This is a genomic window from Jeotgalibacillus proteolyticus, from assembly GCF_050107735.1.
Lineage (GTDB): Bacteria > Bacillota > Bacilli > Bacillales > Jeotgalibacillaceae > Jeotgalibacillus > Jeotgalibacillus proteolyticus_A.
On the sequence record NZ_JBNILO010000008.1, the window covers coordinates 36,732 to 54,211 of the forward strand.

A 17,480-nucleotide genomic window follows, 5' to 3' on the forward strand; every position below is an offset into this window, starting at 1 on the left:
ATATTCATTATTTCCGCAGCAATTTGTTCTTATTTCCTGTTTAATCTTTGCAGTCTGTGATGAATTTTATTCATTTCATTTTTCTTAACAGTTAACCTGACGTTTTCGTCTTCTATAAGAGACAGTCTGGCTTTTTGTGTATAGTCGATTGCAAGATCAATGTTCTTTTCATGATGTTCAAAATATTTCGCAAGTTCAACGGCTGCTTCTCTTTTTTCTCTAGGAGTTCCATTTTCACATACTTTTTTCCAAAGCGCTGCCGCCTCTTTAATCTCCCCTTTTTTCTTTAAGGAGAAAGCCAGCGAATGGGCTGCAGTATAATTTTGCAAATCCTCGGAATAAGCCTGTTCGAGCAGTAATGTGGATGCTGAATGATCACCTGCAGCTTTGTACCATTTGCCTGCTTCGACTTTTTCATAGCTTGTCTGTTCTTGATCCTGCCCCAGCAATTGAAAGGTAATATGTGTGTATAGGGAGATCAGGGATAATATGTCTTTTTCGTTGTGATCGAGCACCTTAATGATTCCTTCAGGATGTTTTCGCTCCACAAAATCAAAATAAATTGCAGGAGCTAAATAACCGGGCAGATCATCCTTCCTCTCAAATTTTAAGATGTGCTTTTCCACGTCAGTAAGCTTGACCGATTCCATTTTATGCTTCCATAAACGGCGGGAAGCATGATATAAATCAAAATGCCCGGTTTCAGGAAGATTAGGCACATGATCACGTATGAGTGTATGCCGGCTTTTAACCTGTGGCCAGTCAAAGGATTTTCCATTATACGTTACAAGTGTTGTATAATCCACATTTTCCAAAAAGCTCAGATAAAGAGGAACTTCATAGCCCGGATGAGTTAATATATGCTGTTTAAGAATTACTTCATGATCTGTGAATTGTGCATAGCCCAGCATAAAAATCGTGCTGCCTACTCCACGCAGACCTGTTGTTTCCGTATCAAAGAAAAACAGGTCTTTCAATGAATGACCTTTTGCTGATAGAGGATGCTCATTTTCAGTGCAGTTCCAGGCATCTACAGCTTTCAGGCACTCACCCAGTTCATATCTTCCCTGCTTATAAGATAATGGATATCGAACTTCCCTTATCAGACAGTATTCCTGATCTGCCCAAAATGGACTTACATCATTTTCTTCCCATATTTCCTCATAAGGAACTGCTTCATTTTTCAGTTCACTCGAAACAGTTGTAAAACTTTTCTCCGGTTCCTTTTCTTTTTCTGAAAGATGGACTTTCATCCTTTTCAGCTTATTCTTGAGACTCATGAATTTCACCTTCTATAGCTTTAAAGAACAAGTTTATGAGCTTAATTGTATCCTCTTTTGCTGCAATGCCCTGTGGATCCGTTCCGATGCAGGATGGACAGCCGGCTGGGCAGTGGCAATGCTGAATCATTTGGGAAGCTTCTTTTAATATGGATGATCCAATATCAAATACTTTTTCACTTAACCCGATTCCGCCCGGATACCGGTCATAAACAAACAATGTAGGCAGTTGATTATGAGTTGCCTTTACCTGAGGAACAATTTGAATATCCTGTGGATCACACATAACGTGCAGCGGTATGATTGCCTGCATAGCATGCGCTGCGCCAATCAGCCCCTGTTCAATGCGGTCTTCAGTTAATTCATGCAATTCGGCTTTTAACGTGAACCACGTTGAACTCGTATGGAGCTCTTCTTCAGGAAGATGAATCGGCCCCGATCCAATATTTTCATGAGTGTCGAACTTGATTTTTTTAAAAATCGTTGCCATTGCCCTCACTGAAACATCTCCGTAGGAAACAATGGCCTGTTCTGTATTCTTTGACTTGTCCTCTTCCAATACAGACAATGTAACAGCCAGATTAGCATCTGTAAAATAATCAATATCAACTTCGCGCACATAAGCTTTTTTTTCATCCCAATCTAGGAATTCGACCTGAAACTGAATGCCCTGATGAAGATAAATCGCTTCATCATGCAGGAGGGTCATAGCGCTGAAACGGTCCATCTCTCCAATGACTTTTGAATGCGCCGTTTCAGATTGATCGATTATAATCACATTTTCCTGAGAAGCTGAACGAAGGCTGATATTGTGAGCTGGAAATGCATCGTTCATCCAATACCATTTACTTCCAGACCGATGCAGGACTCTTTCTTCAACAAGATAATCAAGCAGCTCCTCAAGGTCATGCTCACCGAATGATTCTTCTGTTGTAAAAGGCAGCTCAAAAGCCGCACATTTTAAATGATCAAGCAGAATAACCAGATTATCAGGATTAATCCGGGCTGTTTCAGGAGAAGTTTCCAAAAAGTATTCTGGATGTTTGATGACATATTGATCAAGCGGACTTGAACTCGCAACCATTAATATGAGCGCTTCCCCCTGCCTTCTTCCCGCTCGGCCGGACTGCTGCCACGCGCTCGCGATGGTACCGGGATAGCCGGTCATAATGCAGGCCTGGAGCTGTCCGATGTCCACCCCGAGCTCAAGTGCGTTGGTGCTGACAACCCCGTAAATGTCACCATTTCTTAAGCCTTTTTCAATTTCTCTTCTTTGCGTTGGCAAATACCCGCCGCGGTATCCCTGAATCGACTTGGGCCCCAGTTCATTAATGACCAGATCCTGCAGATAGGAAAGAATGATTTCCACTCTGACACGGCTTTTGGCAAAAATAATCGTTTGAATCTTCTGCTTCAGTAGAATGCCTGCAAGCTTCCTCACTTCCAATGTAGCGCTTCTTCTTATATTCAGCTGATGGTTCACGATTGGGGGATTATAAAAAACAAAATGCTTTCTGGCTGAAGGGGCGCCATTCTTGCTGATCAATTTCATCTGTTGTCCTGTCAGTCTCTCAGCTAATTCTTTTGGGTTGGCAATGGTTGCAGAAGTACAGATAAATTGAGGAGAACTTCCGTAAAATTCACAAATTCTTTTCAGCCGGCGAATTACATTTGCTACATGACTGCCAAAAACTCCCCGATATATATGGAGTTCATCGAGTACGATATAGTGAAGGTTCTCAAACAGAGAAACCCATTTTGTATGATGAGGAAGAATGGCTGAGTGAAGCATGTCGGGATTCGTTATCACAATTTGACCTGCTTTTCTGACTTTCTGCCGGATAGAAGCCGGCGTATCTCCATCATACGTATAGCAATTAATGGCAGCGTCAGCTAAGTCGAGCCACTCATTTAATTCAGTTTTCTGGTCCTGAGCGAGTGCTTTGGTGGGAAATAAGTAAAGGGCTCTCGCTGAAGGGTTTTGAATAATGGTCTGCACGACCGGAAGATTATAGCATAAGGTTTTTCCGGATGCGGTAGGTGTGATCGCTGTCACGGAATGTCCTTCCATGACATTTCTATAAGCCTCTTCCTGATGGCTGTACAACTCCCCTATCCCTCTAGACTGAAGAGCTTGTACTAATTTTGGATGCACAGACTGCGGGATGTTTGTATACACTGCCTCAACGGGTTCAATTGTATGCCATTTAACAATCTGCTGCTGAATATCCCGGTCTGTTTTAAAGTGATCAACCAGATCAGCTAAAGATTTTTTTCTCATTCCATCACCTCGTCTGTCTATTATATCGAACATACATTCTTTATCGCAATGGAAATGGACATCCTTCCATTTAAAAATCAGATAACCGCCAGCTGAAATTCAACTGGCGGGCTTTTAAACTTTCGGAAAAATGGATCCGATTCCCTTTACCAACGACCCAAACTGCTGCGCTGTACTCATCATCTGACCTGCAGTTGACATAACTTTATTAACGTCAACATGTCCTTTTTCAGTTTTAAAAATTTCAAACCAGGAGGATTGCGGTTTTTGCTGCTGTGCATAAGGGTTATATGGATCCTGTATATAAGGTTCAGGCTGCAACGGCTGCTGAGGCACAGGAATAGCGGTCTGCTGAGGCTGCAATGGCATGCTGACAGGTCTTTGTATCGGCAATGGCAGCTGGCTGTATCCCCAGCTAGCCGGACCCGGATACAGCTGACCCGATGAAGGGACTATCGGTCTTCCGTACGGCACCGGGAAATTTCCTGGGATAGGAGGATGAACAGGGTACCGCTGATAATAGGTTCTATACATGGTTAACCACCCTTTTCCATAGCTTATTCCACTCCTGCTATTTGGGTGATTCAAAATCTTTTAATATATCGTTCACCTGTTCAATGACATAAAAGCTTGATTGAATATAACTCTTAAATCGATTATAGCTTGTGGCAGGAAAAAAACACTGCACCGATAACAGTTCAACGTTTTCTACAGTCGCTTTAATTTGATTTGGATGAAGATTTTTTTGAGGATGACTGCGCAAAAATTGATCCGCTTCCTTCCCCCACTCTTTAGACAATGTATGAGCCCTGTCTGCAAAAGGCTTTACTTCAGTATAAAAATCTCCTTTGAGCTCTGTATTTCTTCTATTGTCATACTCCTTCTGTGCTGAATCAACAATTTCAAGCAGTTCAAGAGTTTTATGATGTAATTCTTCGTATTTCATAGTAAGACCTCCTCTGCAGTAGTGACTATTTCTTATTGTATCAGACAATTTTTTAAGACGAAATGAAACCTTTTGTTTCAGGATACGTCTACTATATGGAGTTTCAAGAAGAAGCCGGATTCTATTGGTTTTCCTTCAGGCTGCTTGGATTGGGGCATGCCCGGTTTATTTGTTTCTGTTATGATGGTCAGGAGAGGTGTTTAAAATGGCTTATCATTATCCAAATGGCAAAAAATTTACTTCTCCTAAGGAAAAAACAAAGCCCGGTTTAAAAAAAGTGAATCAGCAGGCTATATCCTATGGAAAAAGGGGAATGACTCTAGAGGAGGATTTAAATGAAACAAATCAGTTTTATCTTGCTGCAGGTAAAGCTGTCATTCATAAAAAGCCCACTCCGGTGCAAATTGTTCAGGTAGACTATCCTAAAAGAAGTGCTGCAGTGATTAAAGAGGCTTATTTTAAGCAGGCATCCACTACCGATTACAACGGGGTGTACAAAGGGCATTACATCGACTTTGAAGCAAAGGAAACACGAAACAAAAACTCTTTCCCATTACAAAATTTTCACGAGCACCAGCTTACTCATATGCAGCAGGTTGAACAGCATAATGGGATCGCTTTTGTTATCATTCGATTTTCATCATCTGAAGAAATTTTTTTGCTTCCCTGCTCCCCCCTTCAAAAATATTGGGACCGGATGAAAAAAGGGGGCCGTAAATCCATGACCAAAAATGAAATCATGGAGGACGGGCATAAAATAGCATTAGGCTTGCAACCAAGAATTGATTACCTTAAAATTATTGATCATCTGTGCTTTGAAACAGATGACAGGAATTGTTGAAAGAGAGGAACGGCAAAATGGCAGATTACTCATCAAGAGAAGAAAAAAGAAAGGCTCAAAAAGCCTCTGCTAAAAATAAAAATAAAAAGTCAAAAAAAGGCAAGAAGTCGATCTTTAAACGCATTATATTAACGGTCTTCCTAATAGGACTGGCGGGCCTGATTGGCGGAGGAGCTTTATTCGCTTACTACGCTGCTACTGCCCCTGAGCTGAACGAAGAAGATTTTATTGATCCGGTAACAACTGAGATACTGGATATGGACAAGAATGTGATCGGCAGGATTGGTGCTGAAAATCGTGAGCTGGTCGCTTACGATGATATTCCGCCGCTCGTGGAAAATGCAGTCCTTTCCATAGAGGATGTTCGATTTTATGATCATATGGGTGTGGATGCCATTCGTCTTGCAGGAGCTGTCCTTGCTAATATTACGGACGGCTTTGGTGCAGAAGGAGCCAGCACACTTACCCAGCAGGTAATTAAACAATCCGTTCTCACACCTGAAAAGTCCCTTGAAAGAAAAGCACAGGAAGCCTGGCTCGCTTTTCAGCTGGAGCAAAAATATAGTAAAGAAGAAATTTTTGAGATGTACGTAAATAAAATCTATTACTCTGATCTTGTTTACGGTATAAGAACCGCTTCTGATTATTATTACAACGCCGAGCTGGATGAACTGGAGCTTCACCAGGCAGCCCTGCTCGCAGGCCTCCCGCAGCGGCCAAATGCTTATAATCCCTATACGAACCCGGAACTTGCAAAAGAAAGACGCGATACTGTATTACGGCAAATGCATAACCACGATAAGATTTCCGAAGAAGAAATGCAGCAGGCTGTAAGCACAGATATTATGGATGGAATCGTTGAACGCACAGAAGATGAAAGAAAAAAATTAGCGGGCACAGAATCGGGAAATGATGCTTTTATAGACGCAGTGATTGATGAAGTGGAAGACGAAGGTGATTTTAACCCCTTTGAGGATGGACTGAAAATCTACACCACTCTTGACCCTGAGGCCCAAACTCAGGTGGAAAATGTATTAAACAGCGACGTCATCGATTTTCCGGATGATATGAATGGTGAACGTTCTCAAGCTGGTGTGACGGTTCTCGATACAAAAACTGGGGCCGTACGTGCCATTGGAGGAGGAAGAAACTTCGGTCAGGAAGTCCAGCGGGGCTACAACTTTGCAGTTGACAACGTTCAGGAAGTAGGATCGACAATTAAACCTCTTCTTGACTATGCCCCTGCTATTGAGCAGCTGGAATGGTCCACAGCTCAGATTATTGTAGACGAACCAACTACTTTTAGTGAAGGATATGAGCCTGGCAATTACGATGGTCAATTTTCCGGACCCATCACGATGAGAGAAGCTTTATATGATTCAAGAAACATCACCGCAATTAAAGCTTATAACGAGGCTGGCCCGGAATTTGCTACCGGCTTTTTAAGCAATATGGGATTTAATTTTGAACCGAATTGTGGAGACGCGTTATGCGAGAGCGCCGCAATTGGCTCAGGTACTGGAACCAATACATTGAATATGGCTGGCGCCTACGCTGCTTTTGGCAACAATGGCGTATATAATGAGCCTCATTTAGTAACTTCTATTGAATTTCGGGATGGGTCCTCAATTGATCTTGAACCTGAATCAGATGTCGTTATGAAGGATTCTACAGCTTATATGATTACAGATATGCTTAAAGACGTTTTAGAGCCTTATGGAACAGGTCCTTTGGCAAAAGTACCCGGTCTTCCTCTTGCAGGTAAGTCAGGTACAACCAATTACCCTGAAGAGACTCGTACTGCCAATAATATTCCGCCTGAGGGATCACCGGATTCGTGGTTTGCTGGATACTCAACTCAATATACTGCCGCTGTATGGCTGGGTTATCCTACAAACAACAAAAACTATCTGCTGCCTCAGGAGCGCCAGGCCTCACAGGAAATTTTTAAGGCTGTCATGCAGTCGGTTCACGAAGGCGTTGACACCCCTGATTTTCCAAAGCCTGACACTGTTGTAGAAGTTGAAATTGAAAAAGGAACAAATCCGCCTAAGCTTGCCAGTGAATACACTCCTGACAACCAAAAGACAACAGAATTGTTTATACGCGGTACTGAACCTACTGCTGTGTCAGAAGAATTTGTCGTTCCTGACCTGGAATCTCCTTCAAACCTCCAGGCAGACTATGATGAAGAAGCAGGAACAATCCAGCTGAGCTGGGATCACTCACAAGATGAAGATGATGACCGGGAAGTGGAATTCGAAGTAAACTACAGTATTAATGGCGGAGAACCTCAGGAGCTTACAACGACTGGAGACACGGCTCTCACAGTGGAACAAGCAGAACCAGGTTCCAGCTATACCTTTACTGTTACAGCAATTGCAGACTCCCAAAGAAGCGGTGAAGCCACCGTCAGCATCGATGTTGGCCAGCGTGAAGAAGAGCCTGAAGAAGAACCTGAAGATGAAGCGGAAGAAGAACCAGAGAACGAGGAAACTCCTCCTGAAGAAACAGAAGAAGAACAGCCTGAAGACTCAGGTGATGATGAAAACAATGAAGAAAATCAGGATGAAGGAAATGAACAGGAAGATGGTCAGGAAAATGATGAAGATGGTGTAACTGAAGAAGAGCCTGGAGAAACGGATGAAGATACTCCACCAGATGAGGAAGCACCTGATGATTCAGCACAAAACGAAGAAGATCAATCAAATCAAAATAACACTGAAAATACACCTGAATAAAGTAAAAAGCACGCAGCCTGGTTCTTGGCTGCGTGCTTTTATTTGATACTTATTATTCTCGGGATTTTTTTTTCTTAAGAGCGTTTATCGCTGAATTTTTTATGCTTTTCTTATAAATTTCTAAAATCAACTCATTTAACTGAATTCTGGCAAAGTAAGAGTCCGCATTCTGAATCACGAAATTTAAGCGTTCAATCAGATTTAAACACGTTATGTCAAGCTGCTGACTGGATGTCTTCCAGCTGTTCACATCTACCGGCTTCCCATTAGACCAGTAAAGCATCATAAAGAAGAGGGAAAATCCTTTGATCATATCGTCAAGGACAGCAGAGGATTTCGTGTCATAGCCAGCTATCAAACTTTCGTTTAGTATATCCCACTCATTCTTCAACACCGGAAGCCAGTGATCTATTTCTTCCCAGGGAGGCAGCAGATTATGCTGCTGCGACCGGAATTCCGGCTGAAAATAAGGAGTAAACAGATCTCCCTTTTCCATTGAAGCAGACAGCTCTATCTCCTCTCCCTGAAAAAATAATTCATTTTTATACCTGACCGGCAGTTCGAATCTATTGTTCACTTGTAATTTTCCCCTTCATACGCTTCTTCCCTTCTCTGCATAGAGATAAAAGCGGACATTGATCGCATTTGGGAGACTGCGCTTTACAGTGATATCTTCCAAAAAATATCAGACGGTGGTGCGTGGCAGACCACTCATTTTCAGGAATTTTTCTCATCAATGTGTTTTCAACTTCCGTCACAGAGTCTTTCCATCTGCAAATTCCGAGCCTTTTAGACACTCTTTCTACATGGGTATCCACCGCAATAGCCGGTTTGCCGAAGGCAACTGAAACTACCACATTTGCTGTTTTTCTCCCTACTCCGGGAAGGGTGACCAGTTCAGCATGATCAGATGGAATTTGTCCATTATAATATTCAAGCAGCCGCTGACATAAATTTCGGATATGTTTCGCCTTATTCCTGTAAAGTCCAATTGAGCGAATATCCTGCTCCAGTTCTTCCAGCGGAACAGCCAGATAATCTTCAGGCGTTTTATATTTCTTAAATAAATTTAGCGTTACTTTGTTTACCAAAGCATCAGTGCATTGAGCAGACAATAATACGGCAATGGTTAATTCAAACGCATTTTCATGTCTAAGTTCACAATGAGCATCAGGAAACAACTTCTCCATTTCATCCAGACAAAATCGTATACTGGCTTTCGTGAGCATATCCTACCTCCATCACTACTTTTCGAGCCAATTGTAAAACGGTACTTTTTTTGTTGGTTCTCCTTCGTGAACGGGCTCATGTTTTTTGGGCTGGCGGAATTTCTCACTTTGCTTTCTGGCTTGATCAACCGTTTCAATCCCTTGTTTTTTCCATTCAAATAAAATCCGGTCAATATAACGGAAATTCAACTTATTTGAAATAACCGCTTCCCGAAGAGCCGCTTTGATCAGACTTGCAGTTTGATGATCTTTGTCAATCCACATAGCCAGGGTTTCACATTCGAGCGGCGACAACGGTCTCCCAAACTCCTGTTCAAACAAAGTATAGAGATCTGTTTGTGATTTCATTGTTGTTTCTATTTTTTCTCTCTGATTTTCCTTTTCAAGCTTATTCATTAATGTATTCCATAATGGCATCAAGGAATAACTTTCTTCTCTCACATCTTGCACAGACGATTCACTGATTTCAAGAAGTCCCTTTTTAAGCAGGCCCTGGATTGTAAAAAAACATTCCGGCGAAGAAAGGGTCATTCGTTCTGCGAGTTCGTCAGGAGTGGGAAAGGATTGCCCCTTTTCCACAAAAGAATGAATGTGGAGCAAAAGCATGCATTCTTCTTCATTAATTCCAAGTGCACTGTAATGCTTTAAAAGGATGGCAGGAACTGAAATATACCCATCCTCCATCCATTGCTGCCAAGAACTTAAATGGCTCACATCAGGCCCTCCTTTCTGGTAAAAAATGACCGAACTGCTCTGTAAAAGCGCGTTCGGTCTTCCTTGCTTTTATGGATAAAGACGGTTTAGCAGTCTAGGGAATGGAATGGACTCTCTTACATGCTCCACTCCGCTGATCCATGCAACTGTCCGTTCCAGTCCTAATCCAAATCCTGAATGAGGTACTGAACCATATTGTCTTAGCTCTGTGTACCATTTATAAGCTTCAGGATCGAGCTTGTGCTCATCAAGACGTGTTTTAAGAAGTTCAAGATCATGTATACGTTCAGAACCCCCGATAATTTCTCCATATCCTTCTGGAGCAATCAAATCAGCGCACAGGACTACATCTTCTCGCTGTGGATCCGGCTGCATATAAAATGGCTTAATGGCAGTCGGATAATGTGTAATAAAAACAGGTTTTTCGTAGCTTTCTGCTATTGCAGTTTCGTGCGGTGCTCCAAGATCGTCGCCCCATGCAATATCAGTAAAGCCTTTGTCATGAAGAAACTTAATTGCATCATCATAGTGCACTCTAGGAAAAGGTACCTGAATGGCTTCTAGCTTGCTTGTATCTCTTCCCAGCCGTGTCAGTTCCAATTTGCAGTTTTTCAATACAGATTGAATGATAAAAGAAACGTATTCTTCCTGAACAACTAGATTATCATCAAATTCGTAAAAGGCCATTTCAGGCTCAATCATCCAGAATTCAATTAAATGACGACGTGTTTTTGACTTTTCAGCTCTAAATGTCGGGCCGAATGAAAATACTTTACCGAGGGCCATAGCAGCTGCTTCCATGTACAGCTGTCCACTTTGAGAAAGATAGGCATCTTCATCAAAATATTTTGTATGAAACAGTTCAGAAGTTCCTTCCGGAGCGCTTCCGGTCAAAATAGGCGGATCCACCTTTACAAAGCCATTCGTATTAAAAAACTCATAGGTGGCTCTTATAATCTCGTTTCTGATTTTCATAACGGCATGCTGCCGGTTTGATCGAAGCCACAAATGGCGGTGATCCATTAAAAATTCCGTGCCGTGTTCTTTTGGAGTGATCGGATAATCAACCGATTCACTGATCACTGTAAGGTCCTGTACTTCAAGTTCAAAACCGAACGGCGAACGGTCATCTTCCTTTACTGTGCCTGTTACATAAACGGATGATTCCTGAGTCAGCCCTTTTGCTTTTTGAAAAATTTCCTCGCCAACTTCACTCTTTACGACAACACCTTGAATAAATCCTGATCCGTCCCGCAATTGCAGGAAAGCAATTTTGCCACTTGAACGTTTATTTCCAAGCCATGCTCCGATGGTCACTTTCTGTCCAACGTGCTGACCTACCTGACTGATGGTTGTTTTCACTATTTTCCCTCCAAAAAACCGCTGCATTCATTTTTCGTTACTTTACATTGATACGCACATAATTATACCGTTGATTTTGTTGAGATTCAATTCCCCGACTGAGTTTGCCCGTCCACATAAACATGAATCCGTCTGATTGCTTCTTCCAGAGAAGAAAGATCAGTGGCATAAGACAACCTTATATTATCGTCTGCTCCAAAGCCTGAACCAGGAATTACGGCTACATTCGCTTTCTCAAGTAAATCAGCCGCAAATTCATCCACTGTTTCAAATCCGCATGCAAGAGCCGCCTCTTTTACATTAGGGAAAAGATAGAAAGCCCCCTGCGGTTTAATGCATCTGAAACCTGGAATATCCTCCAGTGAAGAAAAAACTTTATTTAACCGGTTTTCAAATGCTTTTCTCATTTCTTCAACAGGTTCCTGCGTACCCTGATATGCAGCAAGCGCTCCAAACTGGGCCGTAGTAGTTGGATTTGAAGTGGAATGACTAGCTAAATTGGTCATTGCTTTTATGATGGATTCTTCACCGGCAGCATACCCTATTCTCCACCCTGTCATAGAATGGGATTTTGAGACGCCATTTACAATGATGGACTGTTTTTTGTATGTTTCTGAGATCGAAGCGACCGAAACGGGTTCCTGTCCCTCATACGTTAATTTTTCATAAATTTCATCTGAGATGATTAAAATATTATGGTCTGCGCAAACCACAGCAATCGCTTCAAGCTCTGATTTAGAATAAATCATACCGGTTGGGTTGCTTGGAGAATTAATAATAATCGCTTTAGTTTTTTCAGAAATTGCTGAAGCAAGCTGATCTGGTGTGATCTTGTATTGATTCTCTTCTTTTCCTTCGATATACACAGGTCTGCCGCCTGCAAGTTTAACTTGTTCAGGATAGCTTACCCAGTAAGGTGTAGGAATGATAACTTCATCATCTGTGTTTAAGATGGCCTGAAAAAGGCAGTAAAGTACATGTTTAGCTCCGCTGCCCACAAAAATTTCCGCCGGAGAGTAAGTAATGAGTTGATCACGCGAAAATTTATCAATAATGGCTTTTTTTAATTCTGCCGTTCCTGCTGCGGGTGTATATTTCGTCTCACCGGCTTTCATCGATTCATAAGCTGCTTCAATAATATGATCAGGAGTATTGTAATCCGGCTCCCCTGCTCCTAAACCAATTACATCTTTGCCTTCAGCTTTTAATTCTTTCGCTTTTGCTGTTATCGCAAGGGTTGTGGAAGGCGTTAATGCCTTTACTCTGTCTGCCAGTATATTTTTCATATCCGTTTCACTCCTTAAAGGTTCCGTATCGTCCTCCACCATTCACCGCTGTCAAACAGTACATAGTAGTAATTTAACGTTTCTTCTTCATCGAGATAAATAATTTCCCATACTGGCCCTTCTGATTCAAGTCCGAGTTTCGATGACATAATTTTTGAAGGTGCATCTTCTTGATTAAGCATTGCAATTGCTTCATCCTCAGAAATTCCTTCGTCCATCTTTCTTTTTACAATTTCTTCTTCATTGTCTTCAGGTACGAATACGATCACATCATCCTGGTTTTCGTCCGTGCCCACAAAAACAGTATAAGCCTTTGTGCTGTTGTATTGATAGGATTCTTCAATTGAACTGAGCTGCAGCTCGTCTCCCGCTTTTGTCTCTGCTTGATCGATTGAATCTCTTAGCGGTCCTCTGGCAACACTGTAGACCGTTATAGAAAACGCAAGAATGATTAGGATCAGCCCTGCGGGAACCAAAACCATCCATTTCTTCATCTCATCCCTCTTTTATGTACGGTAAATTGTAAAAACAGCTTTTTCTTCATTTTCTTTGTCCAGTGCTAATCCAAACATTAAATCTCTGTCCTTCAACGTACGATTTAATGAATCTACGATCTTGTATAAATCAGGGGATTTTTGAATGGTAACAGTAGACAGCACTTCAATTTTACTTTCCATTTAAATCGCTCGCTTTCAATGGTTGGATTTCAATATTTAGTATAACAGTTTTCGACGAATTTTTTATCATTTACAGCCAATCTTCAATTTCTTTCACAATTGAATCCAGCCCTCTTTCTTCTACGGGCAGGGAAGGGATGGAGGATAAAAAATATTTTCCGTATGAAGTTGTAATCAGCCGGCGGTCAAAAACAACGATAAGTCCACGGTCATGCTCGTGGCGAATCAATCTGCCAAATCCCTGCCGGAAGCGAATGATTGCTTTTGGCAAAGAAACTTCTTTAAATGGATTCTCCCCTTTTTCTTTTGCATCGTTCCATAACGCTTTGGTCAGCGGCTCATCTGGAGGAGAAAACGGCAGTCTTACCATAACCAAGCAGGACAAATCTTCTCCTGGAATATCAATCCCTTCCCAAAAGCTGCTGGTGCCAAATAAAATCGCCTTGTCGAATCGCTGGAAATTTCTTGTCAGTTTCGTTCTGCTGCCGCTCGTAATCCCTTGCGCCATTAAGATAAAGTCTTCCATTAACCCACTGTCTTTTATAAGTTCGTATGTATGCCGCAGCATTTCATGTGAAGTAAAAAGAACCAGCATTCTTCCTTTTGTTGCCTGACCCATGGCAATTAAATGGTCTGTTACCATCTCCACATATTCATCATGGGTAACCGATTTAATATCCGGAAGATCTTTTGGCACCATTAACCTTACTGCTTTGTTGTAGTCAAATGGAGATGGATAAATATTGCATTCTACTTTTAACTGATCTCCTCCGAGACCCTTTAAAAAATAGTCGAATCTTCCATCGATCGTCAGTGTAGCACTTGTAAAAATGATGGCTTGATCGCCTGTAAAAAAATGCTCGTTGATTTCTTTTTGCACCTGCACTTTTCTGGACAAAAGTGAAAGGCTTCCAGGAAGAGAGCGTAAATCCCCCTCCAGCCAGCTTATTGACGTAGAGTCATTCGTGATAAAAAAGAGCCGAATGGATTGGATCCATTCATTCCATTCCAATAAAAAAGAATGAATTTCTTCAATAACTGCTTTTTTCGAATCAGATATACTATCTTTGCTTTTTTTCACAATTTCCAAATTATGCTGGATTATACGATCGATTTTTTTCATGTGTGACAGAAGCCGTTCGAAGGCGTATTGAACCTGTCTCCATCCCTCATTTTCCCGAATCCCGTCTTCCAGCGATAGCAAATATTTTTGCTGACCTTTTTTATGCTGTATGGAAGATTTAAGCAAAGCACCCAGCTGATAAAAAGCCGCGTCAGCCTCTGTGCTTAATTCAGCTGCCATGTCTTCGGTCAGCGGGCTGCTTTTTTGGTCTGCGCTGACCCTGCTTTTTAGAATAGCTGCCAGTCTGCCGGCCAAAAGATCTTGAGTATCGTGGCCAAGCTGACCGATCGTGTATTTTAATTGTATATAGTCCAGCTGCTTGCCCCATTGCCTTCTGCAGGCATCTTCAAAATGGTGAGCCTCATCAATGATGAGATTCTGATAAGCAGGAATTAATGGCCTGATACGCTGGGTATCCTGAACGAGCATTGAATGGTTTGTGATAATAATATGAGCGTCATATGCTTTTTGCAGAGCATTTAAGTAGAAATCCTTTTCTTTCCACGGATCCTTGTCTTCCCCTAAAAACCATCCTGCATGACGGATCCGATTCCAGAAAAGCCTGCCTCCACTCGTTAAATTCAGCTCATCCACATCCCCATTGACTGTTTCTGTAAGCCAGGTCAGTATCTGCATTTTGGTCAGAACTACATCATATTGAGACTCTTCTTCTGCTAAAGCCTGCTCAAATTTTAACAAATGGAGATAGTGGCTTCTCCCTTTTAATAGCGCGAATTGTAAACGGCAGCCAGTGATTTTTTTAAATATGTCTGCATCTTTTAATAATATTTGCTCCTGCAGCTGTACAGTTTGAGTGCTGATTACCGTTTTCATGCCTTTTAAAGCATAGTTTGCTGCGGGAAGCAGATATCCCATTGTCTTGCCTACCCCTGTCCCTGCTTCAATCGCTATTTTTGAACGGTTTTCCATGGCTTCATTAACCTTTTCGATCATGGATAGCTGCGACTCACGTTTTTCATAAAAGTGTACATAATTCTGCAAGACTTTTTCGGGGTCTTCAAGAGAAACAGGATGGAGCTCATCTGTTTGATCTTCTGTTTTTTTTCTGATGGCAATTCCCCTGAAAACTTCTATATTAGCAGGAAGGGCCTGAATATTTTTTCTTTTATCTTCTGTTACACTTTTAAAAAGTTCTGCGATATGGCTTTTTACATACACGCTTAAGTGTTCGAGTCTTTCAAGTGTTACGAGCGGAAGCGAATGCAGTTTTTGGATAAAATACAACAAGATATGTGCTGTAGCCAAAGCGTCGCTGTCCGCCTGATGCGGCCTGTCATGAGTTAGCTGAAACTGGCCGGTTAAATCGGATAGTTTAAAGCTGTCCGTTGTTGGAAGAAGAATTCTTGCCAGTTCTACTGTATCTAATACTGAACCATGCCAGCTTCCGCTGTAGCCTGCAGATTCAAGTTCAGCCTGCAGAAAAGGAAGGTCAAATTGAACGTTGTGCGCCACAAAAACAGCGCCTTCCAGCCTTTTCAGAATTTCAGTAGCTATATGAGCAAACAGCGGCGCACCTTTTACATGCTTATCCGTAATCCCTGTCAACTCAACAATAAACGGCGGAATCGGCTGCTGAGGATTAACATAGGATGAATACTCATCAACAATCTTATTATCCTCAATCAATACGATCGCAATTTGCATAATGCGATCTCCTTTTTTGGGAGCATTTCCTGTTGTTTCTATATCCACAACAGCCATTTTGTTTTTCCACATTGCCGTCACAACCTTTGCAAATTAAAAAATCAGATTTAAGACATGATTGTCGCTTCCGGTTCATGAGCAATCATGTCCACAATATCATTATGCTCATTCATAATTGCCACTTTTGGCTTGTGATTTACTGCTTGATCATCGGGTACAAGTTTGTATGAGATCACGATTATCACATCGCCTTCCTGAACGAGTCTGGCTGCAGCACCGTTCACGCACATAACTCCGCTTCCTCTTTTTCCTTTAATGGTATAGGTTTCAAAGCGGGCTCCATTATTGTTATTTACAATCTGCACTTTCTCATTTGCCAATATGCCTACAGCATCCATGATGTCTTCATCAATCGTGATGCTGCCTACATAGTTTAAATTCGCTTCTGTCACGCGAGCACGATGAATTTTTCCGCTCATCATTGTACGAAACATGGTTACTCCTCCTCCAATATAAAAATAACGTTATCTATCAGCCTTGCTTTATCAAATTGAACGGCAAGTGCAATAATGATTTTTCCTTTTAGTTTCTTCACCGGCGTTAAGTCAGGATATTGAAGAATTTCAATATAATCAATTTGCCCGCTTGATGAAGATAGGATCATCTCTGCCATTTCTTTAGCTGTTCCTTCAACACCAAGTACAGGCAGCTGTTTTTTTCCTTTCATTAATGCCTTGTAGAGGATGGAAGCCTCATTTCGTTCATCTTCAGTCAAATAAACATTTCGTGAGCTTTTTGCCAGTCCATCTTCTTCTCTGACTGTTTCAACAGGAACGATTTCTAATGGGAACATCAATGAGTCTGCCAGCCCTTGAACAACCGCTGCCTGCTGAGCATCCTTCTGGCCGAAATATGCCCGGTCAGGCTGCACCAGGTGAAAAAGAATCGTAAGCACGGTAATTACGCCATCAAAATGCCCCGGCCTTGATGCCCCACACATAACGTCTGCCCTTTGCTCTGCCTTCATGGAAAGGGATAATGAAGAAGGATATATTTCGTCTGCTGCCGGAATAAATAATACATCCACCCCATTTTGACGGGCTAATGCTGTATCCCTCTCAAGATTCCGTGGATATTTATCAAAATCCTCATTTGGGCCAAACTGCAGCGGGTTGACAAAAATACTCATAACCGTTGTGTCGCATTCAGCAAGCGATTTTTTAACTAAAGAAAAATGACCTTCGTGTAAAAATCCCATTGTTGGAACAAATCCTATGGTTTTATCCAGTTTACATTCATTTCGAGCAAATTCAATCATTTGTTTTGGGGATGTTA

At 41.7% G+C, this 17,480-nt stretch carries 16 protein-coding genes; 2 read left to right on the top strand and 14 right to left on the bottom strand.

Annotation, left to right across the window (positions count from 1 at the left end; translation table 11 throughout):
• Nucleotides 1-29: 29 nt before the first annotated feature.
• The 4 genes from ACQCT8_RS12840 to ACQCT8_RS12855 form a co-directional block, all read right to left on the bottom strand.
• Complete coding sequence (locus ACQCT8_RS12840; protein WP_426871715.1) at nt 30-1,280, bottom strand: ribonuclease H-like domain-containing protein; 1,251 nt, start codon at nt 1,278-1,280, stop codon at nt 30-32.
• Nucleotides 1,264-3,561: a DEAD/DEAH box helicase gene (locus tag ACQCT8_RS12845; protein WP_426871717.1), complete on the bottom strand. Its 2,298-nt coding sequence runs from the start codon at nt 3,559-3,561 to the stop codon at nt 1,264-1,266. The genes ACQCT8_RS12840 and ACQCT8_RS12845 overlap by 17 nt, the downstream gene beginning before the upstream one ends.
• Before the next feature lie 114 nt (nt 3,562-3,675).
• Nucleotides 3,676-4,095: a YppG family protein gene (locus ACQCT8_RS12850; protein WP_426871719.1), complete on the bottom strand. Its 420-nt coding sequence runs from the start codon at nt 4,093-4,095 to the stop codon at nt 3,676-3,678.
• Nucleotides 4,096-4,132: 37 nt separating this feature from the next.
• A complete protein-coding gene (locus tag ACQCT8_RS12855) occupies nt 4,133-4,507 on the bottom strand; it encodes a DUF1798 family protein (protein WP_426871721.1) in 375 nt (124 codons plus the stop codon).
• A 205-nt stretch (nt 4,508-4,712) separates the two neighbouring features.
• Here ACQCT8_RS12855 and recU point away from each other — a divergent pair, with 205 nt between their 5' ends.
• Entirely contained in the window at nt 4,713-5,348 is a 636-nt protein-coding gene (gene recU, locus ACQCT8_RS12860; RefSeq protein ID WP_426871723.1) for a Holliday junction resolvase RecU, read from the top strand.
• Nucleotides 5,349-5,365: 17 nt separating this feature from the next.
• On the top strand, nt 5,366-8,089 hold the full coding sequence (locus tag ACQCT8_RS12865) for a PBP1A family penicillin-binding protein (RefSeq protein WP_426871725.1): 2,724 nt from the start codon (nt 5,366-5,368) through the stop codon (nt 8,087-8,089).
• 52 nt (nt 8,090-8,141) lie between these two features.
• On the opposite strand, the gene ACQCT8_RS12870 is transcribed toward ACQCT8_RS12865, so the two are convergent.
• From ACQCT8_RS12870 to panC, 10 genes are all read right to left on the bottom strand, one after another.
• A complete protein-coding gene (locus tag ACQCT8_RS12870; protein WP_426871727.1) occupies nt 8,142-8,666 on the bottom strand; it encodes a YpoC family protein in 525 nt (174 codons plus the stop codon).
• The gene (gene nth, locus ACQCT8_RS12875; protein WP_426871730.1) at nt 8,656-9,318 is read right to left on the bottom strand and encodes an endonuclease III; all 663 of its coding nucleotides are present in this window, start codon (nt 9,316-9,318) and stop codon (nt 8,656-8,658) included. The genes ACQCT8_RS12870 and nth overlap by 11 nt, the downstream gene beginning before the upstream one ends.
• 15 nt (nt 9,319-9,333) lie before the next feature.
• Nucleotides 9,334-10,002 (bottom strand): DnaD domain-containing protein, encoded by a 669-nt coding sequence (locus ACQCT8_RS12880; RefSeq protein ID WP_426871962.1) that lies wholly within the window; start codon nt 10,000-10,002, stop codon nt 9,334-9,336.
• A gap of 99 nt (nt 10,003-10,101) precedes the next feature.
• Nucleotides 10,102-11,397, bottom strand: coding sequence for an asparagine--tRNA ligase (gene asnS, locus ACQCT8_RS12885; RefSeq protein ID WP_426871963.1), 1,296 nt, complete (start codon nt 11,395-11,397; stop codon nt 10,102-10,104).
• Between the two features lie 83 nt (nt 11,398-11,480).
• Nucleotides 11,481-12,680, bottom strand: a complete 1,200-nt coding sequence (locus ACQCT8_RS12890) for a pyridoxal phosphate-dependent aminotransferase (RefSeq protein WP_426871732.1) — start codon at nt 12,678-12,680, stop codon at nt 11,481-11,483.
• Between the two features lie 14 nt (nt 12,681-12,694).
• Nucleotides 12,695-13,174: a DUF5590 domain-containing protein gene (locus ACQCT8_RS12895; RefSeq protein WP_426871734.1), complete on the bottom strand. Its 480-nt coding sequence runs from the start codon at nt 13,172-13,174 to the stop codon at nt 12,695-12,697.
• A gap of 12 nt (nt 13,175-13,186) precedes the next feature.
• Nucleotides 13,187-13,357, bottom strand: a complete 171-nt coding sequence (locus tag ACQCT8_RS12900) for a YpmA family protein (RefSeq protein WP_426871736.1) — start codon at nt 13,355-13,357, stop codon at nt 13,187-13,189.
• Between the two features lie 70 nt (nt 13,358-13,427).
• Entirely contained in the window at nt 13,428-16,217 is a 2,790-nt protein-coding gene (gene dinG, locus ACQCT8_RS12905) for an ATP-dependent DNA helicase DinG (RefSeq protein ID WP_426871738.1), read from the bottom strand.
• Nucleotides 16,218-16,252: 35 nt separating this feature from the next.
• Nucleotides 16,253-16,639 carry an aspartate 1-decarboxylase gene (gene panD, locus ACQCT8_RS12910; protein ID WP_426871740.1) on the bottom strand — a complete coding sequence of 129 codons (387 nt, stop codon included), beginning with the start codon at nt 16,637-16,639 and terminating at the stop codon, nt 16,253-16,255.
• Nucleotides 16,640-16,641: 2 nt separating this feature from the next.
• Complete coding sequence (gene panC, locus ACQCT8_RS12915; protein ID WP_426871964.1) at nt 16,642-17,463, bottom strand: pantoate--beta-alanine ligase; 822 nt, start codon at nt 17,461-17,463, stop codon at nt 16,642-16,644.
• Between the last annotated feature and the right edge of the window lie 17 nt (nt 17,464-17,480).

Coding starts and splice junctions, on each gene's coding strand:
- ACQCT8_RS12840 (WP_426871715.1), bottom strand. CDS start 1,280: ATGAGTCTCAAGAATAAGCTGAAAAGGATGAAAGTCCATCTTTCAGAA.
- ACQCT8_RS12845 (WP_426871717.1), bottom strand. CDS start 3,561: ATGAGAAAAAAATCTTTAGCTGATCTGGTTGATCACTTTAAAACAGAC.
- ACQCT8_RS12850 (WP_426871719.1), bottom strand. CDS start 4,095: ATGTATAGAACCTATTATCAGCGGTACCCTGTTCATCCTCCTATCCCA.
- ACQCT8_RS12855 (WP_426871721.1), bottom strand. CDS start 4,507: ATGAAATACGAAGAATTACATCATAAAACTCTTGAACTGCTTGAAATT.
- recU (WP_426871723.1), top strand. CDS start 4,713: ATGGCTTATCATTATCCAAATGGCAAAAAATTTACTTCTCCTAAGGAA.
- ACQCT8_RS12865 (WP_426871725.1), top strand. CDS start 5,366: ATGGCAGATTACTCATCAAGAGAAGAAAAAAGAAAGGCTCAAAAAGCC.
- nth (WP_426871730.1), bottom strand. CDS start 9,318: ATGCTCACGAAAGCCAGTATACGATTTTGTCTGGATGAAATGGAGAAG.
- ACQCT8_RS12880 (WP_426871962.1), bottom strand. CDS start 10,002: ATGGAGGATGGGTATATTTCAGTTCCTGCCATCCTTTTAAAGCATTAC.
- ACQCT8_RS12890 (WP_426871732.1), bottom strand. CDS start 12,680: ATGAAAAATATACTGGCAGACAGAGTAAAGGCATTAACGCCTTCCACA.
- ACQCT8_RS12895 (WP_426871734.1), bottom strand. CDS start 13,174: ATGAAGAAATGGATGGTTTTGGTTCCCGCAGGGCTGATCCTAATCATT.
- ACQCT8_RS12900 (WP_426871736.1), bottom strand. CDS start 13,357: ATGGAAAGTAAAATTGAAGTGCTGTCTACTGTTACCATTCAAAAATCC.
- dinG (WP_426871738.1), bottom strand. CDS start 16,217: ATGTGGAAAAACAAAATGGCTGTTGTGGATATAGAAACAACAGGAAAT.
- panD (WP_426871740.1), bottom strand. CDS start 16,639: ATGTTTCGTACAATGATGAGCGGAAAAATTCATCGTGCTCGCGTGACA.
- panC (WP_426871964.1), bottom strand. CDS start 17,463: ATGATTGAATTTGCTCGAAATGAATGTAAACTGGATAAAACCATAGGA.